General features: G+C 70.5%; 21 protein-coding genes. 11 read left to right on the top strand and 10 right to left on the bottom strand.

What is annotated here, in order from left to right:
• Positions 1–220: 220 nt before the first annotated feature.
• The 3 genes from ACIQVL_RS34050 (at position 221) to ACIQVL_RS34060 (ending at position 4,606) form a co-directional block, all read left to right on the top strand.
• The gene (locus tag ACIQVL_RS34050) at positions 221–1,963 is read left to right on the top strand and encodes a PQQ-binding-like beta-propeller repeat protein (protein WP_403477275.1); all 1,743 of its coding nucleotides are present in this window, start codon (positions 221–223) and stop codon (positions 1,961–1,963) included.
• 79 nt (positions 1,964–2,042) lie between these two features.
• Entirely contained in the window at positions 2,043–3,710 is a 1,668-nt protein-coding gene (locus tag ACIQVL_RS34055; protein WP_403477276.1) for a PQQ-binding-like beta-propeller repeat protein, read from the top strand.
• Positions 3,711–3,913: 203 nt separating this feature from the next.
• Positions 3,914–4,606 carry a LuxR C-terminal-related transcriptional regulator gene (locus ACIQVL_RS34060; protein WP_390046926.1) on the top strand — a complete coding sequence of 231 codons (693 nt, stop codon included), beginning with the start codon at positions 3,914–3,916 and terminating at the stop codon, positions 4,604–4,606.
• Positions 4,607–4,714: 108 nt separating this feature from the next.
• Here ACIQVL_RS34060 and ACIQVL_RS34065 read toward each other — a convergent pair whose 3' ends face one another.
• Together ACIQVL_RS34065 and ACIQVL_RS34070 are read right to left on the bottom strand one after the other, a co-directional pair.
• Positions 4,715–5,041 carry a hypothetical protein gene (locus tag ACIQVL_RS34065; RefSeq protein WP_403477277.1) on the bottom strand — a complete coding sequence of 109 codons (327 nt, stop codon included), beginning with the start codon at positions 5,039–5,041 and terminating at the stop codon, positions 4,715–4,717.
• Positions 5,042–5,068: 27 nt separating this feature from the next.
• Entirely contained in the window at positions 5,069–6,799 is a 1,731-nt protein-coding gene (locus ACIQVL_RS34070; RefSeq protein ID WP_403437200.1) for a sodium:solute symporter family protein, read from the bottom strand.
• 125 nt (positions 6,800–6,924) lie between these two features.
• On the opposite strand from ACIQVL_RS34070, the gene galT reads away from it, so the two are divergent.
• From galT to galK, 3 genes are read left to right on the top strand one after another with little or no spacing between them, the layout of a single operon-like run.
• On the top strand, positions 6,925–7,983 hold the full coding sequence (gene galT / locus ACIQVL_RS34075; RefSeq protein ID WP_403477278.1) for a galactose-1-phosphate uridylyltransferase: 1,059 nt from the start codon (positions 6,925–6,927) through the stop codon (positions 7,981–7,983).
• A complete protein-coding gene (gene galE, locus ACIQVL_RS34080) occupies positions 7,983–8,945 on the top strand; it encodes a UDP-glucose 4-epimerase GalE (RefSeq protein WP_403437203.1) in 963 nt (320 codons plus the stop codon). The genes galT and galE overlap by 1 nt, the downstream gene beginning before the upstream one ends.
• On the top strand, positions 8,945–10,102 hold the full coding sequence (gene galK, locus ACIQVL_RS34085; protein WP_403477279.1) for a galactokinase: 1,158 nt from the start codon (positions 8,945–8,947) through the stop codon (positions 10,100–10,102). Before galE ends, galK begins: the two co-directional genes overlap by 1 nt.
• A 3-nt stretch (positions 10,103–10,105) precedes the next feature.
• Here the strand turns inward: galK and ACIQVL_RS34090 are convergent, their stop codons facing one another.
• Positions 10,106–10,564: a GNAT family N-acetyltransferase gene (locus tag ACIQVL_RS34090; protein WP_403437386.1), complete on the bottom strand. Its 459-nt coding sequence runs from the start codon at positions 10,562–10,564 to the stop codon at positions 10,106–10,108.
• A gap of 261 nt (positions 10,565–10,825) precedes the next feature.
• Between ACIQVL_RS34090 and ACIQVL_RS34095 the strand changes: the two genes are divergently transcribed.
• On the top strand, positions 10,826–11,599 hold the full coding sequence (locus ACIQVL_RS34095) for a response regulator transcription factor (RefSeq protein ID WP_293997381.1): 774 nt from the start codon (positions 10,826–10,828) through the stop codon (positions 11,597–11,599).
• Between the two features lie 80 nt (positions 11,600–11,679).
• Here the strand turns inward: ACIQVL_RS34095 and tamR are convergent, their stop codons facing one another.
• Positions 11,680–12,177 (bottom strand): MarR family transcriptional regulator TamR, encoded by a 498-nt coding sequence (gene tamR, locus ACIQVL_RS34100; RefSeq protein WP_403437207.1) that lies wholly within the window; start codon positions 12,175–12,177, stop codon positions 11,680–11,682.
• Positions 12,178–12,266: 89 nt separating this feature from the next.
• Between tamR and ACIQVL_RS34105 the strand changes: the two genes are divergently transcribed.
• The 3 genes from ACIQVL_RS34105 (at position 12,267) to ACIQVL_RS34115 (ending at position 13,695) form a co-directional block, all read left to right on the top strand.
• Positions 12,267–13,082: a trans-aconitate 2-methyltransferase gene (locus ACIQVL_RS34105; RefSeq protein WP_403437208.1), complete on the top strand. Its 816-nt coding sequence runs from the start codon at positions 12,267–12,269 to the stop codon at positions 13,080–13,082.
• Entirely contained in the window at positions 13,082–13,444 is a 363-nt protein-coding gene (locus ACIQVL_RS34110; protein WP_403437209.1) for a VOC family protein, read from the top strand. The genes ACIQVL_RS34105 and ACIQVL_RS34110 overlap by 1 nt, the downstream gene beginning before the upstream one ends.
• A 77-nt stretch (positions 13,445–13,521) precedes the next feature.
• On the top strand, positions 13,522–13,695 hold the full coding sequence (locus ACIQVL_RS34115; protein ID WP_403437211.1) for a CsbD family protein: 174 nt from the start codon (positions 13,522–13,524) through the stop codon (positions 13,693–13,695).
• Positions 13,696–13,727: 32 nt separating this feature from the next.
• Here ACIQVL_RS34115 and ACIQVL_RS34120 read toward each other — a convergent pair whose 3' ends face one another.
• Positions 13,728–14,402, bottom strand: coding sequence for a TetR/AcrR family transcriptional regulator (locus tag ACIQVL_RS34120; RefSeq protein ID WP_351710660.1), 675 nt, complete (start codon positions 14,400–14,402; stop codon positions 13,728–13,730).
• Positions 14,399–15,409 carry an acyl-CoA desaturase gene (locus ACIQVL_RS34125; protein WP_403437212.1) on the bottom strand — a complete coding sequence of 337 codons (1,011 nt, stop codon included), beginning with the start codon at positions 15,407–15,409 and terminating at the stop codon, positions 14,399–14,401. The genes ACIQVL_RS34120 and ACIQVL_RS34125 overlap by 4 nt, the downstream gene beginning before the upstream one ends.
• 308 nt (positions 15,410–15,717) lie before the next feature.
• On the opposite strand from ACIQVL_RS34125, the gene ppc reads away from it, so the two are divergent.
• Positions 15,718–18,462, top strand: coding sequence for a phosphoenolpyruvate carboxylase (gene ppc / locus ACIQVL_RS34130; RefSeq protein WP_403437214.1), 2,745 nt, complete (start codon positions 15,718–15,720; stop codon positions 18,460–18,462).
• A 73-nt stretch (positions 18,463–18,535) separates the two neighbouring features.
• On the opposite strand, the gene ACIQVL_RS34135 is transcribed toward ppc, so the two are convergent.
• The 4 genes from ACIQVL_RS34135 to ACIQVL_RS34150 form a co-directional block, all read right to left on the bottom strand.
• On the bottom strand, positions 18,536–19,033 hold the full coding sequence (locus ACIQVL_RS34135) for a hypothetical protein (protein ID WP_403437216.1): 498 nt from the start codon (positions 19,031–19,033) through the stop codon (positions 18,536–18,538).
• A 75-nt stretch (positions 19,034–19,108) separates the two neighbouring features.
• Positions 19,109–19,711 carry an aminoacyl-tRNA hydrolase gene (pth, locus tag ACIQVL_RS34140; RefSeq protein WP_382724548.1) on the bottom strand — a complete coding sequence of 201 codons (603 nt, stop codon included), beginning with the start codon at positions 19,709–19,711 and terminating at the stop codon, positions 19,109–19,111.
• A 180-nt stretch (positions 19,712–19,891) separates the two neighbouring features.
• Positions 19,892–20,485 carry a 50S ribosomal protein L25/general stress protein Ctc gene (locus tag ACIQVL_RS34145; protein WP_403437218.1) on the bottom strand — a complete coding sequence of 198 codons (594 nt, stop codon included), beginning with the start codon at positions 20,483–20,485 and terminating at the stop codon, positions 19,892–19,894.
• Between the two features lie 209 nt (positions 20,486–20,694).
• On the bottom strand, positions 20,695–21,675 hold the full coding sequence (locus tag ACIQVL_RS34150; RefSeq protein WP_362596192.1) for a ribose-phosphate diphosphokinase: 981 nt from the start codon (positions 21,673–21,675) through the stop codon (positions 20,695–20,697).
• Positions 21,676–21,808: the final 133 nt, after the last annotated feature.

Here is a 21,808-nt window from a genome sequence, read left to right on the forward strand (position 1 = left end):
GCGCAACCCCCTTGCGCGCGGGCGGTGAAGGGGGCGTGAAGGCGCGTAACGGCGCCATCACGGGCCGGTTCTCCCTTGGGAACAGCGGCAGATACGGGCCCGTGGGCTGTCGGTGCCGGGTGGTACAAAGGTCAGTCTGAGAACTGCCTGAGTGCGACCACGGGTCCGCCACCAGCCTCAGGTGTGGCTCAAAATCAGTGAACGAGGGGGAAGAACGCTGATGACACAGCCGCCCGGCCAGCCGCCGCAGGGCGCTTTCGGAGCGCCACAGGACCCGCCGCCACCCGGCGGCGGATTCGGCGCTCCGCAACAGCCGCCCGCGCAGGGAGCTTTCGGCGCACCCCAGGGCATGCCCCCGCTCCCTCCCCAACCGCCCCACCAGCCCCAGCCGGGGTACGGCTACCCGCAGCAGCCCGCCCCCGGCCCCTACGGCGCCCCGGGCCCGTACGGGCCGCAGCCCGGGTACGGCTACCCCCAGCAGCAGCCGCAGTACCCCGGCGGACCGGGGATGCCCCCGCCTCCCGGCGGCCAGGGCGGCCGCGGGCCGTTCAGGGGGAAGCCCGCGCTGATCGTCGCGGCGGCGGTGGCCGGACTGCTGGTCGTCGGCGGCACGGTGTACGCCGTGACCAGCGACGGGGACGGCGGCGGGAAGCCGGTCGCCCGGCAGTCCGACGGCCCCAGGGCCTCCGGCACCCCGGTCGACCCCGGTGACGGCAGCGGCGACGGCGGTGCGGACCCGGAGAACCTCAACGCGGGCCGCAGGTCCGGCGAGGCCAAGGTGCTCTGGTACAAGTCGGCACCCGACGCGCCCGCCTCCGGCGCCGACGCACCCGGCATGTGGATCACCGCGAAGACGGCGGTGAAGGCGGCGTACAAGCAGGTCTTCGCCTACCGGGTGGGCAACGGCGACCCCGCCTGGGCCCCGATCACGTTCCCCCGGAAGATCTGCGCGGTCACCTCGCAGAAGTCCGCGGACGACAAGGTCGTCGTGGCCTACATGAACGGCACCAGCGACCGGGCCAAGTGCAACCAGCTGCAGGAGATCGACCTCGACACGGGCCGCAAGGGCTGGACCGCGACCGTCGCCGACGGCGGGCTGTTCGACAGCGCGCTCAGCATCGAGCTGACGATCAGCGGAAAGACGCTGATGGTGGGCCGTTCCCAGTCCGGCACGGCGTACGACCTCGGCAGCGGCGACAAGCTGTACGACAAGAAGGAGTACGGCGCGTCCTGCTTCCCGACGGCGTTCGCGGGCGGCACGGACCGGCTGGTCCAGGTGGCTTCCTGCGGAGCCGGCGGCAGCGCCGAGCACGACGAGATCTCGCAGCTCGACCCGGCCACCGGCAGGGTCGAGTGGACGCAGCAGGTGAAGAAGGGGTGGTCGGTCGAGCGGACCTACTCCGTCGACCCGCTCGTGGTCTACATGACCAACGAGGAGAAGAAGGCCTGGAACATCTCGGTCCTGGACGCCAAGGGCGCCTTCCGTTCCGAGGTCAAGGTCGACGAGAAGTTCGCGCCCCAGTGCGGCTGGGCGCTCCTCGCCCGCGACCTGCAGGGCTGCCAGGGCGTGGCCGTCGACGCGAACACCCTCTACCTGCCGACGGACGTGAGCGGCAGCGCCAACGAGATCGTCGCGATCAGCCTCGCCGACGGCACGGCGAAGTGGCGGGTGAAGTCCCCGACGGACGAGTCGATGTACCCGGTCGAGGTGGAGGGCGGCAAGCTCGTCGCATACGTACGGCCGTCCTACGACGCGGGCGGCCAGGTCGTGTCGATCCCGACCACCGGCGCGAGCCACCGGACCACCAGGCTGCTGCAGAACCCGCGGCACACCGCCGACATCGAGGGCGGCTTCTACGACGGCGCGGTCGACTGGGCCGGCGGCCGCTTCTACCTCTCCTCCACACGGCTGACCGGCAGCGACGACGCGAAGGAGAAGCTGATGATGGCCTTCGGCAACTGAGCGGGGCCCGTCCCGAGCCGTCCCGCAGCCCACGCCGTCCCCAGCCGTCTCACGCGCCGTCTCCCGAGGTACTTCCGCCATGACCCAGCCGCCCCCGCCCGACCAGCCCCCGAACCCGTACGCCCAGCAGCCCGGCTACGGTTACCCGAGCCAGCAGCCCCCGCAGCCCGGTTACGGCTACCCGCAGCAGCCCCCGGCCCCGAACCCGTACGCCCAGCAGCCCGGCTACGGCTACCCGAACCAGCAGCCGCCCCAGCCCGGCTACGGCCACCCGGGCGGCCAACCGGGCCACCCGGGCGGCCCCCGCCGCAACAACGCCGCGCTGCTCATCGTCGTCGCCGCGGTCGCCGCCATCGCGCTGATCGTCGGCGGCGGCATCTGGTACGCCAGGTCCTCCGGCGGGGACGGCAAGAAGGACGACACGGCGAACTCCGCCGGCGGCGGCAGCGGTGGCCGGGGTGCGGACGGCGGCACGAGCGGCCGGGGGACCGAGGAGGTGCCCGCGGACACCACCTCCAAGGTCCTCTTCCAGGTCCCGCTGCCCACGGCGAAGGACACCACCGTCACCGCCGGTTCCTGGCTCACCGGCAAGGTGTACGCGAAGAGCGGCATCGCCGGGATCACCGGCTACGACCGCGACTCGGGCGCGAAGCTGTGGACGGTCCCGCTGCTCGGCCCGGTCTGCCGCGCCACCGGGCATGTCATCGCCGACGGCCGGACCGCGGTCGTCTTCCAGCCGAAGATGCCCGCGAAGGGCTCCACGGCCGGCTGCACCCAGGTCGCCGCGATCGACCTCGACAACGGCAGGAAGCTCTGGACCCGGACGGTCAGGTCCGGTGACGTGCCGATCAACTTCGACAACGTGACGGTGGCTCAGCAGACGGTCGCGGTCGGCGGCTCCGGCGGCGGCGCCGCCTTCGACCTCGCCTCCGGCAAGGTCCGCTGGCAGCCGAAGGCGGCCGACAGCTGCGACGACGCGGGCTACGGCGGCGGCGCCAAGCTGGTCGCGGTCCGCAGGTGCGGCAACGGCGACGCCGGCCAGCTGCACATCCAGACCCTCGACCCGGTCTCCGGCAAGGTGCTCTCCGAGTACCGGATGGCCTCGGGCATCGACTACGCCGGCGTCGTGTCGACCGACCCGCTGGTGGTGGCCGCCGACATCAACAACAGCGCCGGAGACGGCAGCGGCTTCTCGGACGTCTTCTCCATCGACAACAGGACCGGCGCCCTGCGCACCCGCATCTCCACGCCGGGCAGCTCCTACGCGGCCCGCTGCGACGGCATCTACGAACTGGAGAAGTGCACGGGCGTGGTGGTCGGCAACGACCGGCTCTACCTGGCGACCGAGCAGCACGACGGCGACGGGGACTACACGAAGACCAACGAGATCGTCGCCTTCGACCTGGGCACCGGCAAGCAGACCGGCCAGCGCGCCGACGCCGGGGACAACTACACGATCACGCCGCTGCGCATGGACGGCCCCGATGTGATCGCGTACAAGAACGCGCCCTACGACAAGGGCGCACAGGTCGTCAGCATCGACGGCGGCTCGTTCAAGGAGACCAAGCTGATGGAGAACCCGGTGACCACGGCGGTCAAGGCCGTGGAGACCACCATGTCGCCCGACTACGCCGAAGTCCGCTACTCCCAGGGACACCTGTATCTGTCCGCCGCGTACGCCCACGCCGCCACGTCCTCGTCGTCGGCCAAGGAGTACCTGGTCACCGCCTTCGGCGCGGGTGGCTGATACGCGCTCTTCACCCTCGAATACGAGAAAACCCAGAGATTCCTCCGATCCGGGGCACTTCTCATCAGTAGGGGCAGCGCAACGTCGAACAAGCGTGTAGCTTCCGGGGGCATGAAGGACGGGGTGCCGGGGGGCCCTCTGTCCATGCGGACCAGTGGGCATCCATAGTGGGGCATCCATTGGGGGGACTGGGGGGTTGCTCTATGGGAGTGCGGCTCATGGTGGTCGACGACCACCGGTTGCTCGCGGAGGCGCTGGCCTCCGCGCTGAAGCTGCGCGGTCACCGGGTGCTCGCGGCGGCGGCACCCGCGGCGGGCGCGGCCGAGCTGGTGATCACACGGGCACCCGAGGTGTGCCTGCTCGGGACGGCGACACCGGCCGAGCCGGGGATCTTCGACCCGGTGGTGAAGATCAAGCGGGAGCGGCCGCAGGTCGCCGTCCTGGTCCTGGGCCCGGTGCCGTCCCCGCGGGGCATCGCGGCGGCCTTCGCCGCGGGCGCCTCCGGGTACGTACGGCACGACGAGCGGATAGAAGGCGTCGAGCGGGCCATCATGAAGGCGCGGGCCGGGGAGGCCGCCGTGGCACCCGCCCTGCTCCAGGGCGCCTTCGGTGAACTCCTCAACCCGGCCGCCCAGCCCGACGACGAGGGCCAGCGCCTCCTGCAGATGCTCACCCCGCGGGAGGTGGAGGTCCTGGTCCGCGTCGCCGACGGCGAGGACACCCGCCTCATCGCCGCCGGCATGGGCATCGCCCCGAGCACGGCACGTACGCATGTGCAGCGGGTCCTGATGAAACTGGGCGTGGGGTCGAGACTGGAGGCGGCGGCCCTGGCGGCACGGACAGGACTCTTGGACAGGGCTGGACCACTGAACAATTCAGCGGGGCCGGACTTCTAGCCGAGGGGACCGCAATTCCCCAGGGGCGCTGGGGTCCCCCCGGCCGAAGGCTGGGGGAGGAACTGCGCGACCAGCCCCCACGCACCCGCAGCCAGAACACAACCGAAATCAGTCATCGGCCTCTTCAACCGGAGGTACCGGCGGCGGCGTCGGCCTGAGCCACAGCCACACCAGAAAGAACACCCCCAGCAACAGCATCCCGATCCCGGTCCACAGGTTGATGTTGATCCCCTGTGCCTTGTCGATCTCGGCCTGCGAGTCCGTGATCCCGGTGATCGTGACGATGATCCCGTACAGCACGAACAGCCCGCCGATGATCCGCCGCAGATCGAAGATCCGCGCGGCGGTCGCGGACCGTCCCTCCAGCTCGGTGACCTCGCGCTGGACGTCCTGCTCGGAGTAGTGGAACCCGGAGTGCCCGGAGTCGTCGGTCATGGTCTCTCCATCCTCCCGCGACCGGGACTAGAACGAGAACGAGAACGGGATGTAGCAGGCGGCGGCGATGATCACCGCGCCCCAGCCGAGGAGCGCCGGCCGCCGGTACCAGGCCTCGTCGCCCGGCGCGGGCGCCTCGGTCATCCCCGGGGACGTCGTGCCGTAGACGAGGCCGGCCAGCTCCGCCTCCGGCTTGGGCGCGGTGAACAGGGACACGATCACCATCACGACCGCGCCGGCGACGAAACCGGCGATCGCGGAGACGAAGTTGGCGCCCTGGTCGGTGGGGATGCCGATGACGCCCCTCTTGTAGAGGACGAAGTAGTTGACCATCGCGGTCACGGTGCCCGCGAGCAGCCCCCAGAAGCCGGATTTCGCCGAGGCCCGCTTCCAGAACATGCCGACGATGAAGACGACGAACATCGGCACGTTGAAGAAGGAGAACAGCGTCTGGAGGTAGCTCATGATGTTCGAGAACGACGACGCGAGGAACGCCGTACCGACGGACGCGCAGACGCCGATCACCGTGATGAGGCGTCCGAAGCGCACGTAGTAGCCGTCCTCCCGGCCTTTCACCACGTACTTCGCCCAGATGTCCGTCGTGAACACGGTGTTGAAGGACGACACGTTGGCCGCCATGCCGGCCATGAAGGCCGCCAGCAGCCCGGTGACCGCGATGCCGAGGACACCGTTGGGCAGCAGCTGCGACATCAGGTAGGGGATCGCGTCGTTGTACTGCAGGTCCGAGCCGGACGTGCCGATGTCCGGCACCAGCGCGGCGGCGACCAGGCCCGGGATCATCACCAGGAAGACGATGAAGATCTTCGGGTAGGCGGCGATCAGCGGCGTGCGCTGGGCGGCGGACAGGTTCTTCGCCGACAGGGCGCGCTGCACCTCGGCGAAGTTCGTCGTCCAGTAGCCGAAGGAGAGCACGAAGCCGAGGCCGAGGACGATGGTCAGCCAGTTCGCGCCGAGCGGGTTGACGGAGCCGATGCCGGTGCCGCCCCAGGCGGTCGTGAAGTTGTGGCCGTGGGTGGCGGTGAGCCTGTCGACCAGGCCGTCCCAGCCGCCCACCTTCTTCAGGCCGAGCACGGACAGCGGGATCAGGGCGGCAAGGATCACGAAGAACTGCAGGACCTCGTTGTAGATGGCCGAGGAGAGACCGCCGAGGGTGATGTAGGCCAGCACGAACGCGCCGGCCACCACGATCGCCACCCACTGCGGCCAGCCGAGGAGCGCCTCCACGACGATCGCCAGGGCGTACAGGTTCACACCGGCGATCAGAATGGCAGCGAAGGCGAACAGGATCGAACTGAGCAGGTGTGCGGCTCTGTCGAAGCGGAGCAGCAGCATCTCGGGGACCGAGCGGACCTTGCTGCCGTAGTAGAAGGGCATCATCACCAGGCCGAGGAAGACCATGGCCGGAATGGCGCCGATCCAGTACCAGTGCACGGTGTACGCACCGTACTGCGCGCTGTTGGCGGCCATCCCGAGGATCTCGGTGGCGGCCAGGTTGGCCGAGATGAACGCGAGACCGGTGATCCAGGCGGGCAGCGACCGCCCGGAGAGGAAGAAGTCGAGGCTGGTCCGCACCGAGCGGCGGGCCGCGAAGCCGATGCCCAGGACGACGACGAAGTAGATCGCGAGGATCGTGTAGTCCAGGCCGTTGGTCGGGAGCCGCAGCCCCGCCGCGAGGTCCGTGGTGAGGTCTGTCGCGAGGTATGTGGGGGATACGGGGGCATCTGTGGGGTTCTGCACCCAGTAATTCAACACTTTCGTTGTCTCACCTTGATTGATTGCGATGTTGACTGGCGTGGTGAGTTGTGTTTTGGTGTGTTCGGTTCTGTTGGATGGTTGGCTGGCTCGATCAATGGGAGTCCGCAGTGAAGAAGACCTCGACCCGGCTGGCCGACGGTCGCGAACTCATCTACTACGACCTGCGCGACGACACCGTGCGGGACGCGGTGGACCGCCGCCCGCTGGAGCGGACGCACACCACCTCGGAAATCCGCCGGGACGTGCTGCTCGGCGACCAGGTCGCGATCGCCTCGCACCGGCAGGGCCGCACCTACCACCCGCCGGCCGACCAGTGCCCGCTGTGCCCGACCAAGGGCGACCGGCTGAGCGAGATCCCCGACTCGTCGTACGACGTCGTGGTCTTCGAGAACCGTTTCCCCTCGCTGGCCGGCGACTCCGGGCGCTGCGAGGTGGTCTGCTTCACCTCGGACCACGACGCGTCCTTCGCCTCCCTCACCGAGGAGCAGGCGCGGCTCGTCCTCGACGCGTGGACCGACCGGACCTCGGAACTGTCGCATCTCCCCTCCGTCGAGCAGGTGTTCTGCTTCGAGAACCGCGGCGAGGAGATCGGCGTGACGCTCGGTCACCCGCACGGCCAGATCTACGCCTACCCCTTCACCACCCCGCGCACCGCCCTGATGCTGCGTTCGCTCGCGCAGCACAAGGAGGCCACCGGCGGCGAGAACCTCTTCGACGCCGTGCTGGAGCGTGAACTCGCCGACGAACGCGTCGTCCTTGAGGGTGAACACTGGGTCGCCTTCGTGCCGTACGCGGCACACTGGCCCTACGAGGTCCACCTGTACCCGAGGCGCCGCGTCCCCGACCTGCTCGGCCTCGACGAGGGGGCGCGCTCAGAGTTCCCCCAGGTTTATCTGGAACTCTTGAGGCGGTTCGACCGTATCTTCGGCGAGGGTGAGCCTCCCACGCCCTACATCGCCGCCTGGCACCAGGCGCCGTTCGGGACGCTGGAGGAGTTCGACGGTGTCACGCGCGACGATTTCGCGCTGCACCTGGAGCTTTTCACCATCCGCCGAACGTCCGGCAAGCTGAAGTTTCTCGCGGGTTCCGAATCAGGCATGAGCGTGTTCATCAACGACGTGCCGCCGGAGCGCGCGGCCGAGCGACTGCGAGAGGTAGCGAGTTGATGAAGTACCTGGTGACGGGCGGGGCAGGATACGTCGGCAGCGTGGTTGCCCAGCACCTGCTGGAGGCGGGCCACGAGGTCACCGTCCTGGACAACCTGTCCACGGGCTTCCGCGAGGGGGTCCCGGCGGGCGCCGCCTTCGTCGAGGGCGACATCCGCGACGCCGCCAAGTGGCTGGACCCGTCCTACGACGCGGTGCTGCACTTCGCCGCGTTCTCCCAGGTCGGCGAGTCCGTCGTGAAGCCCGAGAAGTACTGGGACAACAACGTCGGCGGCACCATGGCGCTGCTCGCCGCGATGCGCGAGGCGGGTGTCCGCAAGCTCGTCTTCTCCTCCACGGCGGCCACCTACGGCGAGCCCGTCCACACCCCGATCACCGAGACCGACCCGACCGCCCCCACCTCGCCCTACGGCGCCACCAAGCTCGCCGTCGACCACATGATCACCGGCGAGGCGGCCGCGCACGGCCTGGGCGCGGTCTCCCTGCGCTACTTCAACGTGGCCGGCGCGTACGGCGCGCAGGGCGAGCGCCACGACCCCGAGTCGCACCTGATCCCGCTGGTCCTCCAGGTGGCCCAGGGCAGGCGCGAGGCCATCTCCGTCTTCGGCGACGACTACCCGACGCCCGACGGCACCTGCATCCGCGACTACATCCACGTCGCCGACCTGGCCGACGCCCACCTGCTGGCCCTCACGGCCGCCCGGCCCGGCGAGCACCTGATCTGCAACCTCGGCAACGGCGAGGGCTTCTCGGTCCGCGAGGTCATCGAGACCGTCCGCCAGGTCACCGGCCACCCGATTCCCGAGGTCGTCGCCCCGCGCCGGGGCGGCGACCCGGCCGTCCTGGTCGCCTCGGCGGCCACCGCCCGCGAGAAGCTGGGCTGGAACCCGACCCGCGCGGACCTCGCGGGGATCGTCGCGGACGCCTGGGAGTTCGCGCAGCACATCTCAAGGGAGCGGTAGTGGGGGCAGCAGTACAGGTGAGAGGCGCCTTCGAGGAGCTGTACGGCACGGCTCCCGACGGCGTCTGGGCGGCGCCGGGCCGGGTCAACCTGATCGGCGAGCACACCGACTACAACGACGGCTTCGTGATGCCGTTCGCCCTGCCGCACGTGGCGACGGCCGCCGTCGCCCGCCGCGCCGACGGAGTGCTGCGGCTGCACTCCTCGGACGTCGAGGGCGGGGTCGTCGAGTTCTCCCTCGACGCCCTGGAGCCCGGTACCGACCACGAGTGGACGGCGTACCCGGCGGGTGTGGTCTGGGCGCTGCGCGAGGCCGGCCACCCGGTCACCGGCGCCGACGTCCACCTCGCCTCCACCGTGCCGACCGGCGCCGGCCTGTCCTCCTCCGCGGCCCTGGAGGTGGTGATCGCCCTCGCGCTCAACGACCTCTTCGAACTGGGCCTGCAGCGCTGGCAGCTGGCCCGCCTGTGCCAGCGCGCGGAGAACGTCTACGTCGGGGCGCCGACCGGCATCATGGACCAGACGGCGTCCGCCTGCTGCGAGCAGGGCCACGCCCTGTTCCTGGACACCCGCGACCTCTCGCAGAAGCAGATCCCCTTCGACCTCGCGGCCGAGGGCATGCGCCTGCTGGTCGTCGACACCCAGGTCAAGCACGCCCACAGCGGCGGCGAGTACGGCAAGCGCCGCGCCGGCTGCGAGAAGGGCGCGGCCCTGCTGGGCGTGGACGCGCTGCGGGACATCGCCTACGACGACCTCGACGCGTCGCTCGAACGCCTCGGTGACGAGGCGGAGGTGCGGCGCCTGGTCCGGCACGTCGTCACCGAGGACCACCGCGTCGAGCGCGTCGTCGCCCTCCTCGAAGCGGGCGACACCCGTGCCATCGGCCCGGTCCTCACCGAGGGCCACGCCTCCCTCCGCGACGACTTCCAGGTCTCCTGCCCCGAGCTGGACCTGGTCGTGGAGGCGGCGAACGCGGCCGGCGCGCTGGGTGCCCGGATGACCGGCGGCGGCTTCGGCGGCTCGGCGATCGTCCTCGCGGAGGCGGCCGACGTCGACACGATCGCGAAGGCGGTCGAGGAGGCCTTCGCGGCGGCCGGGTTCAAGGCCCCGCGGGTCTTCGAGGCGGTGCCGTCGGCGGGCGCCCGCCGGGAGAGCTGAGGCTCAGCCCAGCCGCTTCGTCAGCGTGTACTCCGTGATCCCCGGCGGGTAGTCGGGGATCACGCACACCACGTCGTACCCCTGCTTCCGGTAGAACTCCGGGGCCTGGAAGTCCCAGGTCTCCAGGCGGGCCGCGGTGCAGGCGCGGTCGGTGCGGGCGATGCGCTCGGCCTCCGCGAGCAGGCTGCCGCCGAGGCCGGTGCCGCGGTGGCGGGCGTCCACCCACAGGTACGTGACATGCAGCCAGGACGCCCAGCTGTGCCCGACCAGACCGCCGGCCACGTCCCCCGAACTCTCGTCCATCGCCCAGAGGTGCAGGGGCACTTCGCGTTCGGCCGGGGTGCCGCGCAGCGCGGCCAGGACCGGAGAGGCCGCCGTGTTGGTGGCCAGCAGCCGCGCGCGGAGCAGATCGCGTCGTTCCTTGTCGACTTCCGCCTCAATACGAAACATGCGGCACACCATAAACGCGTCGGCCGGGCAGTTCTGCAAATTGCCTTCCGCTCACGGCGACCGGTCGTACTCTGATGAGCAGTGCCGGTGGGGGCCGGCACTGATCAGGGGGCGAGACAAGTCGGATACGACGCCCGCGGTGGGGGTAGCAGTTCAGGCACGGCGGCGGTCGTGCGGTTCCGTCCTCCCGCGGGTGTCGTGTCCGCACGGTTCGTCGTTCTCCGGACCTTGGGGTATCCCCGGCTCGTGAAGAGCACAGGGGAAGGGGGTTTCGTGGTTCGCATCCGAGTCCTGGTCGTCGACGACCACCGCATCTTCGCCGAGTCGCTGGCCGCCGCACTGGCCGCCGAGCCCGACGTCGACGTGTCCGCGGCCGGCAGCGGTCCGGCCGCGCTGCGCTGCCTGGAGCGCGCGGTCGCCGAGGGCCGCCGCTACGACGTGCTGCTCGTCGACGCCGACCTGGGCGGTCAACTGCCGGGCGGCCGGGCGGCCGTGCCGGTGCAGGAGGCCAACGCGGAGGGGCTGGTCGACGGCATATCGCTGGTCGCCGGGGTCCGTTCGGCGCATCCGGCCGTCCGGGTCGTCGTCCTCGCCGAGAAGGACGACCCGCGGCGCGCGGCCCTGGCGCTGCAGGCCGGCGCCTGCGGCTGGGTCGCCAAGGACTGCTCGCTGTCCCGGCTGCTCAACGTCATCCGGGGCGTGCTGCGCGACGAGACGCATCTGCCGCCGGCCCTGCTCACGGGCGTCCTGCGGGAGCTGACCGCGGCCCGCAAGCACCGCACCGAGAGCGAGCGCCTGGTGGAGTCCCTCACGCCGAGGGAGCGGGAAGTACTCCGGTGCATGGTGGCGGGCCTGGGGCGCAAGGCGGTCGCCGAGCGCCTCTTCCTGTCCCCGCACACCGTCCGCACCCACATGCAGAACGTCCTCGGCAAGCTGGGCGTCCACTCCACCCTGGCCGCGGTCGCGCTGGCACGGCGGGCGGGAGTGGGCCCGGTGGACCTGGGGCCCGCCGGGCGGATCATGCCGGAGGAGAGCAGCAGCGCCTGAGCGGCGCACCAGGCCGTATGTCGACTGCGGCGCCGTCGTGGCTGGTCGCGCAGTTCCCCGCGCCCCTGCGGGGGCGCTGCCTAGCCCGGGATGTTGTCGAACGGGGCGGTCAACTGCCGCAGCAGCCCGGCGAGTTCCGCCCGCTGGGCGGGGGAGAGCTCACCGAGGATGGCCCGCTCCTGGGCGAGGAGGCCCGCCAGGGCCTGGTCCGCGCGGTCCTGGCCCTCGGTGGTGAGCCGGACCAGCACACCGCGCCGGTCGCTCGGGTCCGGCAGCCGCTCGACGAGGCCCTTCTTGGCCAGCCGGTCGATGCGGTTGGTCATCGTCCCCGAGGTGACCAGGGTCTGGGTCAGCAGCTGCCCGGGGGAGAGCTGGTACGGCGTACCGGCGCGCCTGAGCGCGGTGAGCACGTCGAACTCCCAGGGCTCCAGGCTGTGCTCGGCGAAGGCCAGCCGACGTGCCCGGTCCAGGTGCCGCGCCAGTCGGCTCACCCGGCTGAGCACCTCGAGCGGTTCCACGTCGAGGTCCGGGCGCTCCCGGCGCCACGCAGCGACCAGCCGATCGACCTCGTCCTCCATGGCGATCAGTGTAGTGGTTGTGTCGACGTGAAGTCTCTTGATGTCGAGTCTCTTGACATCGAGATACCTGGACGGGGAAGGTGGAGGACATGACGACTCCTGCCTGGGACCCCGCCCAGTACCTCCGTCACTCCGGCCACCGCGCCCGCGCCTTCACCGACCTCCTCGCCCACGTCCCCGCCCTCCCCGGCGACCCCCCGGCCATCGCCGACCTCGGCTGCGGGCCCGGCAACGTCACCGCCGTCCTCGCCGACCGCTGGCCCAGCGCGCGCATCACCGGCTACGACAACTCGACCCCGATGCTCGACCAGGCCGAGGTGGACCACGCAGGCCCCACTCCCGGCGGCGGCCGCCTCGACTTCGCCCACGCCGACCTGCGCACCTGGGCGCCCGCCGGGCCGTACGACCTGATCGTGTCCAACGCGGCGCTCCAGTGGGTCCCCGGCCACCTGGACCGCTTCGCCGACTGGCTCGACGCGCTCGCTCCCGGCGGCACCTTCGCCTTCCAGGTGCCCCACAACATCGACGCGCCCCTGCACGCCCTGATGCGCGAGCTCGCCGCCACGCCCCGCTGGAAGGCCCGGCTCGCCGACGTGCTGCGCCACGAGGACTCCGTCCACCCGCCCGCCGCCTACCTCGACCGGCTCGCCCGCCTCGGCTGCGCCACCGACGTCTGGGAGACCACCTACCTGCACGTCCTGACCGGCGAGGACCCCGTCCTGGACTGGGTCAAGGGCACCGGACTGCGTCCCGTCCTCACCGCCCTCGGCGACGACCCCGAGGCCCGGGACGACTTCGTCGCCGACTACCGCGACCTGCTGCGGGAGGCCTACCCGAGCGCCCCCTACGGCACGCTCCTGCCCTTCCGCCGCCTGTTCGCCGTCGCCCGCAGGGAGGACGCCTGATGCTCACCGCCCTCGACCACGTCCAGCTCGCCGTACCGCCGGGCTCGGAGGACCTGCTGCGCGCCTACTACGTCGACCTTCTCGGCATGACCGAGATCCCCAAGCCGCCCGTGCTCGCGGCCCGCGGCGGCTGCTGGTTCCGGGCCGGGACCGTCCACCTGCACCTCGGGGTCGAGGCGGCCTTCCGCCCCGCCCTGCAGGCCCACCCCGGACTGCGGGTCACGGACATCGAGGCGTACGCCGAACGGATCGAAGCCGGCGGCGCCCCCGTCACCTGGGACGAGGACCTCCCCGGACACCGCCGCTTCTTCTCCCAGGACCCGGTCGGCAACCGCCTGGAGTTCCTGGAACCGGCTCCCTGAGCCGCTGTTTGCGCCGACCCGGTCAGGGTTACCCGGAGTGCCGAGATCCGATTACCAGCGGTCAGGAGTGATCGACTGTGGCACGAGAGCAGAAGGCCAAGGCCAAGAAGGAACAGATCAAGGGCAAGGCCAAGGAGGTCGGCGGACGCGTCACGCACGACGCGCCCAAGGAGGCCGAAGGACGCCTGGAGCAGTCGAAGGGCGACGCCCGCCAGGCCAAGGAGAAGATGAAGGACATCTTCAAGCACTGACCCGCACCAGCCCCGAGCACCCGGCTCAGGGCTCACGCCTTGCGGTGCCCTATCAGCCGCGGCTTCTGCTCCAGGCCGTCGAGGCCGTGCCAGGCCAGGTTCACCAGGTGGGCGGCGACCTCCGCCTTCTTCGGGCGGCGCACGTCCAGCCACCACTGGCCGGTCAGCGCGACCATCCCGACCAGCGCCTGCGCGTACAGCGGGGCCAGCTTGGGGTCGAAGCCGCGGCTCTTGAACTCGCGGCCCAGGATGTCCTCCACCTGGGTCGCGATGTCCGAGATGAGAGACGCGAAGGAACCCGTCGACTGCGGGATCGGAGAGTCCCGGACCAGGATCCGGAACCCGTCCGTGTACTCCTCGATGTAGTCGAGCAGCGCGAACGCGGCCTGCTCGCACAGCTCCCGCGGATGGCCGGCGGTCAGCGAGCCGGTCACCATGTCCAGCAGGCGCCGCATCTCCCGGTCGACCACCACCGCGTACAGCCCCTCCTTGCCGCCGAAGTGCTCGTACACCACCGGCTTGGACACCCCGGCCTTCGCCGCGATCTCCTCCACCGACGTGCCCTCGAACCCCTTCGCCGCGAACAGGGTGCGACCGATCTCCAACAGCTGCTGGCGGCGCTCCGCACCGGTCATACGGGTACGACGCGCCCGCCGCTGCTTGTCGGTACTGGGGGTGCTGGAGTCGGTCGCCACGCCGTCAATCATGCCGCCTTCGCGGCCTGAGCCCCCTGCGGGGAGCCGCCTTCCCCGGTGTTACGGCGCGAATCGATACGTGAGCGTGACGGCCAGCGCACGTCGTACGCCCAGCCCAGCTGCTCGCACCAGCGGATGATCCGCGCCGACGAGTCGATCTGGCCGCGCTCCACCCCGTGCCGCGCCGACGTCGGGTCGGCGTGGTGCAGGTTGTGCCAGGACTCGCCGCAGGACAGGACCGCCAGCCACCACACGTTGCCCGACCGGTCCCGCGACCTGAACGGCCGCTTGCCCACCGCGTGACAGATCGAGTTGATCGACCAGGTCACGTGGTGGAGCAGCGCCACCCGCACGAGTGACCCCCAGAAGAACGCCGTGAACGCACCCCACCACGACATCGTCACCAGCCCGCCGATCAGCGGCGGCAGCGCCAGGGAGACGACGGTCCAGTAGATGAACTGGCGGGAGATCGTCCGGATCGCCGGGTCCTTGACCAGATCCGGCGCGTACTTGTCCTGCGGGGTCCGCTCCTCGTCGAACATCCAGGCGATGTGCGCCCACCACAGGCCCTTGATCAACGCCGGCACGGTCTCGCCGTACCGCCACGGCGAATGCGGGTCGCCCTCGGCGTCGGAGAACTTGTGGTGCTTGCGGTGGTCGGCCACCCAGCGCACCAGCGGCCCCTCCACCGCCATCGACCCGGCGATCGCCAGCGCGATCCTGAGCGGCCGCTTCGCCTTGAAGGAACCGTGGGTGAAGTAACGGTGGTAACCGATCGTCACACCGTGACAGCCCAGGTAGTAGAAGAACACCATCAGGCCCAGGTCGAGCCAGCTCACGCCCCATCCCCACGCCAGTGGCACCGCCGCCAGCAGCGCGAGGAACGGCACGACGATGAACAGCAGCAGGGTGATCTGCTCCAGCGAACCCTTCCGCTCACCCCCGAGGGTGGCGGATGTGAGCCCGGTGTCGGCCGCCTTCCGGGGGTCTTCGATCACATCGGAACTAGACGAGGTCATGCGCGTCCCCTGTGGGGTCGAGGGTTGAGAGATGCGCCGATCCGCGGCGACCGAACGGGACGGCAAAGGAGCTTCCCTACGGTTCCGTAACCTACGGCGACGTAAGTATGGCAGTGGGGCGTCTCACGGCAAGAGCCCCAGCACCTGCGCGTCCTCATGGACACCTATCCTTGGAGTCGGTCGGACAGCGCGGTCCGCTCTGTTTCCTTCCCTGATGTCCGGCCGCTATGCGGACAGGCGCCACCTGCCGCTCGGCCGACGGACGGGTTCCCTCCAGACGAGCTTCAACACTGCAAGGAGCCGCACCTGTGAGCAGTGCCGACGACCAGACCACCACGACCGGCAGTGAGCTGCGCGCCGACATCCGCCGGCTGGGCGACCTCCTCGGCGAGACCCTCGTCCGCCAGGAGGGCCCCGAGCTGCTGGAGCTCGTCGAGAAGGTCCGCCGTCTCACCCGCGAGGACGGCGAGGCAGCCGCCGAACTGCTGCGCGGCACCGAACTGGAGACCGCCGCCAAGCTGGTCCGCGCCTTCTCCACCTACTTCCACCTCGCCAACGTCACCGAGCAGGTGCACCGCGGCCGCGAGCTGCGCGCCCGCCGCGCCGCCGAGGGCGGCCTCCTCGCCCGCACCGCCGACCGGCTCAAGGACGCCGACCCCGAGCACCTGCGCGAGACCGTGCAGAACCTCAACGTCCGCCCGGTGTTCACCGCGCACCCCACCGAGGCCGCACGCCGTTCGGTCCTCAACAAGCTCCGGCGCATCGCCGCGCTCCTGGACACCCCGCTCATCGAGGCCGACCGCCGCCGCACCGACATCCGCCTCGCCGAGAACATCGACCTCGTCTGGCAGACCGACGAGCTCCGCGTGGTCCGCCCGGAACCCGCCGACGAGGCCCGCAACGCCATCTACTACCTGGACGAGCTGCACGCCGACGCGGTCGGGGACGTCCTGGAGGACCTCACCGCGGAACTGGAGCGGGTCGGCGTCAAGCTCCCCGACGACACCCGCCCCCTCACCTTCGGCACCTGGATCGGCGGCGACCGCGACGGCAACCCCAACGTCACCCCCCAGGTCACCTGGGACGTCCTGATCCTCCAGCACGAGCACGGCATCAACGACGCCCTGGAGATGATCGACGAACTCCGCGGCTTCCTCTCCAACTCCATCCGCTACACGGGTGCCACGGAAGAGCTGCTGGAGTCCCTGCGGGCCGACCTGGAGCTGCTCCCCGGGATCAGCCCCCGCTACAAGCGCCTCAACGCCGAGGAGCCCTACCGCCTCAAGGCCACCTGCATCCGGCAGAAGCTCACCAACACCAAGCAGCGCCTGGCCACCGGCACCCCGCACGAACCCGGCCGCGACTACCTCGGCACCGCCGAGCTCCTCGGCGACCTGCGGCTGATCCAGACCTCGCTGCGCGCACACCGCGGCGGCCTGTTCGCCGACGGCCGCCTGGCCCGCACGATCCGCACCCTCGCCGCCTTCGGCCTCCAGCTCGCCACCATGGACGTCCGCGAACACGCCGACGCCCACCACCACGCCCTCGGCCAGCTCTTCGACCGCCTCGGCGAGGAGTCCTGGCGCTACGCCGACATGCCCCGCGAGTACCGCGCCAAGCTCCTCGCCAAGGAACTCCGCTCGCGCCGGCCGCTCGCCCCCACCCCGGCCCCCGTCGACGCGGCCGGCGCGAAGACCCTCGGCGTCTTCGAGACCGTGAAGAAGGCCCTGGAGATCTTCGGCCCCGAGGTCGTCGAGTCCTACATCATCTCCATGTGCCAGGGCGCCGACGACGTCTTCGCCGCCGCCGTCCTCGCCCGCGAGGCCGGGCTGATGGACCTGCACGCCGGCTGGGCCAGGATCGGCATCGTGCCGCTCCTGGAGACCACCGACGAGCTCAAGGCCGCCGACACCATCCTGGAGGACATGCTCTCCGACCCGTCGTACCGCCGCCTGGTGGCACTGCGCGGAGACGTCCAGGAGGTCATGCTCGGCTACTCCGACTCCTCCAAGTTCGGCGGCATCACCACCAGCCAGTGGGAGATCCACCGCGCCCAGCGCCGGCTGCGCGACGTCGCCCACCGCTACGGCGTCCGGCTGCGCCTCTTCCACGGCCGCGGCGGCACCGTGGGCCGCGGCGGCGGCCCCTCCCACGACGCGATCCTCGCCCAGCCCTGGGGCACCCTGGAGGGCGAGATCAAGGTGACCGAGCAGGGCGAGGTCATCTCCGACAAGTACCTGATCCCCTCCCTCGCCCGGGAGAACCTGGAACTGACGGTCGCGGCCACCCTCCAGGCCTCCGCCCTGCACACCGCCCCCCGCCAGTCCGTGGAGGCCCTGGCCCGCTGGGACGCCGCCATGGACGTCGTCTCCGACGCCGCCCACGCGGCCTACCGCCGCCTGGTGGAGGACCCCGACCTGCCGACGTACTTCCTCGCGTCGACGCCGGTGGACCAGCTCGCCGACCTGCACCTGGGCTCCCGGCCCTCCCGCCGCCCCGGCTCCGGCGTCTCGCTCGACGGCCTGCGCGCCATCCCGTGGGTGTTCGGCTGGACCCAGTCCCGGCAGATCGTCCCCGGCTGGTTCGGCGTCGGCTCCGGCCTCAAGGCGCTGCGCGAGGCGGGCCTGCGGCAGGAAGGGGACACCGTCCTCGACGAGATGCACGAGCAGTGGCACTTCTTCCGCAACTTCATCTCCAACGTCGAGATGACCCTCGCCAAGACCGACCTGCGGATCGCCCAGCACTACGTCGACACCCTCGTCCCCGACGAGCTCAAGCACGTGTTCGACACCATCCGCGAAGAGCACGCCCTGACCGTCGCCGAGGTCCTGAAGATCACCGGTGAGGCCGAACTCCTCGACGCCACCCCGGTCCTCAAGCAGACCTTCACCATCCGCGACGCCTACCTGGACCCGATCTCCTACCTCCAGGTCACCCTGCTCAAGCGCCAGCGCGACGCGGCAGCGGCGGGCGAACCGGCCGACCCGCTCCTCGCCCGCGCCCTGCTCCTCACCGTCAACGGCGTGGCGGCGGGCCTGCGCAACACCGGCTGACGCCGGCCCGGCCGGACATGACGGTGCCCCCGGGGTCGTACACCCCGGGGGCACCGGCCGTGCTCCGCACGGCTCACTGCAACGCCGCGAACGCCGCCGTGAGCAGCGCGAACCCCGAACCCCCCAGCACCCACGCCACCCGCCTCAGCCGCAGCCCCCCGGCCACCACCACCGACGCCAGCAGCAGCGCACCGCCGAGCGGCACCCAGGCGTACAGGACCCCGGCGGGACCGGACCGCACCACATCACCGGTACCGGGCTTCACGATCACGTCGTACGTCTGCCCCTTGCGCACCCCGACCGACTTGTCGAGGACGACACTCGCGCGCTTCGCCGCACCGGTCGAGGCGGGCGCGAACGGCCCCGTGCAGGTGTCGGCACCGCACGCCGTCACCGTCACCGTGCCCCGCTCCTTGCCCTTCGTCAGCATCACGTCCTGCGCGGTGCCCCACGACCCCCACACCCCGGCGACCAGGATCAGTACGGCGACCGCACCCATCGACAGAACACGCAACGCGTCGACCGGAGCCGTACGGGAGGAAGCGGAGGCAGCAGGCATGGCCGGGATCATTGGCCATGTCCCTACGGCCGGTCAACTTCCGTAGCGGACGGGCAGGGGACAGGCAGGGGAGAAGTGGGGGACAAGTCAGGAGTTGTACGAGCTTTGCGCCCGCTCCAGCCCCTCCGCGACCAGCGCCTCCACCGCGTCGGCGGCCCGGTCCACGAAGTAGTCCAGCTCCTTGCGCTCGGCCGAGGAGAAGTCCTTCAGCACGAAGTCCGCGACCTGCATACGGCCCGGAGGCCGCCCGATCCCGAACCGCACCCGGTGGTAGTCCGGGCCCATCGCCTTCGTCATCGACTTCAGCCCGTTGTGCCCGTTGTCCCCACCGCCCAGCTTCAGACGGAGCACCCCGTAGTCGATGTCCAGCTCGTCGTGGACCGCCACGATGTTGGCGACCGGCACCTTGTAGAAGTCGCGCAGCGCGTTCACCGGGCCGCCGGAGAGATTCATGAACGACATCGGCTTGGCCAGCACCACCCGCCTGCTGCCCGGCCCCGGCGCCCCGAGCCGCCCCTCCACGACCTGCGCCTGAGCCTTCCCGGCCCGCTTGAACTTCCCGCCGATCCGGTCGGCGAGCAGGTCCGCGACCATGAACCCGACGTTGTGCCGGTTCATCGCGTACTCGGGCCCGGGATTACCGAGCCCCACGATCAGCCAGGGGGCGCCTGCGGGGGTCGTCACGTCCATCTCTCCTCACACATGCCACAGCCGCCGCTCCGCTGAAAGGAGCGGCGGCTGGAGCTTAACTGCTGTGGGCGGGCGTTCCGCAGGGCGATGGGGGTCCCCCCGCGCGAGCGAAGCCGAGCGTGGGGGAAGGTGGGCACAGCCACCAGCGCCGGGCGCCTATGAAGCAGACGGCACCTGAACTCAGGCCTCGGCAGCCTCTTCGGCCTCGCCCTCGCCCGCCTCGGCCTCCTCCGCCTGCGCAGCCAGCACCTGGAGGACGACCGTGTCCTCCTCGACGGCCAGCGTCACACCGGACGGCAGCGTGATGTCCTTGGCGAGGACGGAGGCGCCGGCCTCCAGGCCCTCGACGGAGACGGTGACGGCCTGGGGGATGTGAGTGGCCTCGGCCTCGACCGGCAGCGCGTTGAGCACGTGCTCCAGCAGGTTGCCGCCGGGGGCCAGCTCGCCCTCGGTGTGCACCGGGATCTCGACGTTGACCTTCTCGCCGCGCTTGACCAGCAGCAGGTCGACGTGCTCCAGGTAGCCCTTGATCGGGTCGCGGACCACGGACTTCGGGATCGCCAGCTCGTTGGACTTGCCGTCGATGTCCAGGGAGATGAGGACGTTCGAGGTACGCAGGGCGAGCAGCAGCTCGTGACCCGGGAGGGTCAGGTGGATCGGGTCCGAACCGTGGCCGTACAGGACACCGGGGACCTTGTTGTCACGACGGATACGGCGGGCGGCACCCTTGCCGAACTCGGTGCGCGACTCGGCGCTGATCTTCACCTCGGACATGGTGATCACTCCTCGTAGAGGTAGAAACGGACGTGGTCACCCGGCCACGAACGGCCTGCTACGAAGAGCGCGTCGATAACGGAGGCGTGGCCTCCCTCGCCGAGCAACTGGGGAAGTCTACTCGGCGAGGGAGGCCACCGGGAAATCGATCAGCGCCTCCGGGCGCGGACGATCATGCAGAAGCGTTTTTACAGCTCACTGCCCGCTGCTCACTGCTCGTCGAACAGGCTCGTCACCGAACCGTCCTCGAACACCTCACGCACCGCACTCGCGATCGTCGGCGCGATCGACAGCACCGTGATCTTGTCCAGATCCCGGCTCAGCTCACCCGGCGTCGGCAGCGTGTTCGTCAGCACGAACTCGCTCACCCGCGAGTTCTTCAGCCGGTCCGCCGCCGGACCCGAGAGCACACCGTGCGTCGCCGTCACGATGACGTCCTCCGCACCGTGCGCGAACAGCGCGTCCGCCGCCGCACAGATCGTGCCACCCGTGTCGATCATGTCGTCGACCAGGACGCACACCCGGCCCTTGACCTCACCCACGACCTCGTGGACGGTCACCTGGTTCGCCACGTCCTTGTCGCGCCGCTTGTGCACGATCGCCAGCGGCGCACCCAGCCGGTCGCACCACCGGTCCGCCACCCGCACCCGGCCGGCATCCGGGGACACGATCGTCAGCTTGTCCTTGTCCACCTTCGCGCCGACGTAGTCCGCGAGCAGCGGAAGCGCGAACAGGTGGTCCACCGGACCGTCGAAGAAGCCCTGGATCTGGTCCGTGTGCAGATCCACGGTCAGGATCCGGTCGGCACCCGCCGTCTTCATCAGATCCGCGATCAGCCGCGCCGAGATCGGTTCACGGCCCCGGTGCTTCTTGTCCTGCCGCGCGTAACCGTAGAAGGGCACGATCACGGTGATGGACCGCGCCGACGCACGCTTCAGCGCGTCGATCATGATCAACTGCTCCATGATCCACTGGTTGATCGGAGCCGTGTGGCTCTGGATCACGAAGCAGTCGGCACCGCGCGCCGACTCCTGGTAGCGCACATAGATCTCGCCGTTCGCGAAGTCGAAGGCCTTCGTCGGGACGACCCCGACACCCAGCTGGTGGGCGACCTCCTCGGCAAGCTCGGGGTGGGCGCGCCCGGAGAAGAACATCATCTTCTTCTCGCCGGTCGTCTTGAACCCGGTCACAGCACTGTCTCCTCAGAGGTGTCTCAGCCGTACAGCCGGATCCTCCGCGCCCCGAATGCCCGGCGCGGAAGGGCGAAACAGCTGGTTAGGTGCGGGTGTGCACTTATCACGGTACGACGTCTTCGGCGCACCT

Origin of the sequence: Streptomyces sp. NPDC090499, from assembly GCF_044769305.1 — a bacterium.
In the GTDB taxonomy this organism is placed as follows: Bacteria; Actinomycetota; Actinomycetes; order Streptomycetales; family Streptomycetaceae; genus Streptomyces.

Coding starts and splice junctions, on each gene's coding strand:
- ACIQVL_RS34050 (WP_403477275.1), top strand. CDS start 221: ATGACACAGCCGCCCGGCCAGCCGCCGCAGGGCGCTTTCGGAGCGCCA.
- ACIQVL_RS34055 (WP_403477276.1), top strand. CDS start 2,043: ATGACCCAGCCGCCCCCGCCCGACCAGCCCCCGAACCCGTACGCCCAG.
- ACIQVL_RS34060 (WP_390046926.1), top strand. CDS start 3,914: ATGGGAGTGCGGCTCATGGTGGTCGACGACCACCGGTTGCTCGCGGAG.
- ACIQVL_RS34065 (WP_403477277.1), bottom strand. CDS start 5,041: ATGACCGACGACTCCGGGCACTCCGGGTTCCACTACTCCGAGCAGGAC.
- galE (WP_403437203.1), top strand. CDS start 7,983: ATGAAGTACCTGGTGACGGGCGGGGCAGGATACGTCGGCAGCGTGGTT.
- ACIQVL_RS34090 (WP_403437386.1), bottom strand. CDS start 10,564: ATGGTGTGCCGCATGTTTCGTATTGAGGCGGAAGTCGACAAGGAACGA.
- tamR (WP_403437207.1), bottom strand. CDS start 12,177: ATGGAGGACGAGGTCGATCGGCTGGTCGCTGCGTGGCGCCGGGAGCGC.
- ACIQVL_RS34105 (WP_403437208.1), top strand. CDS start 12,267: ATGACGACTCCTGCCTGGGACCCCGCCCAGTACCTCCGTCACTCCGGC.
- ACIQVL_RS34110 (WP_403437209.1), top strand. CDS start 13,082: ATGCTCACCGCCCTCGACCACGTCCAGCTCGCCGTACCGCCGGGCTCG.
- ACIQVL_RS34120 (WP_351710660.1), bottom strand. CDS start 14,402: ATGATTGACGGCGTGGCGACCGACTCCAGCACCCCCAGTACCGACAAG.
- ACIQVL_RS34125 (WP_403437212.1), bottom strand. CDS start 15,409: ATGACCTCGTCTAGTTCCGATGTGATCGAAGACCCCCGGAAGGCGGCC.
- ACIQVL_RS34135 (WP_403437216.1), bottom strand. CDS start 19,033: ATGATCCCGGCCATGCCTGCTGCCTCCGCTTCCTCCCGTACGGCTCCG.
- pth (WP_382724548.1), bottom strand. CDS start 19,711: ATGGACGTGACGACCCCCGCAGGCGCCCCCTGGCTGATCGTGGGGCTC.
- ACIQVL_RS34145 (WP_403437218.1), bottom strand. CDS start 20,485: ATGTCCGAGGTGAAGATCAGCGCCGAGTCGCGCACCGAGTTCGGCAAG.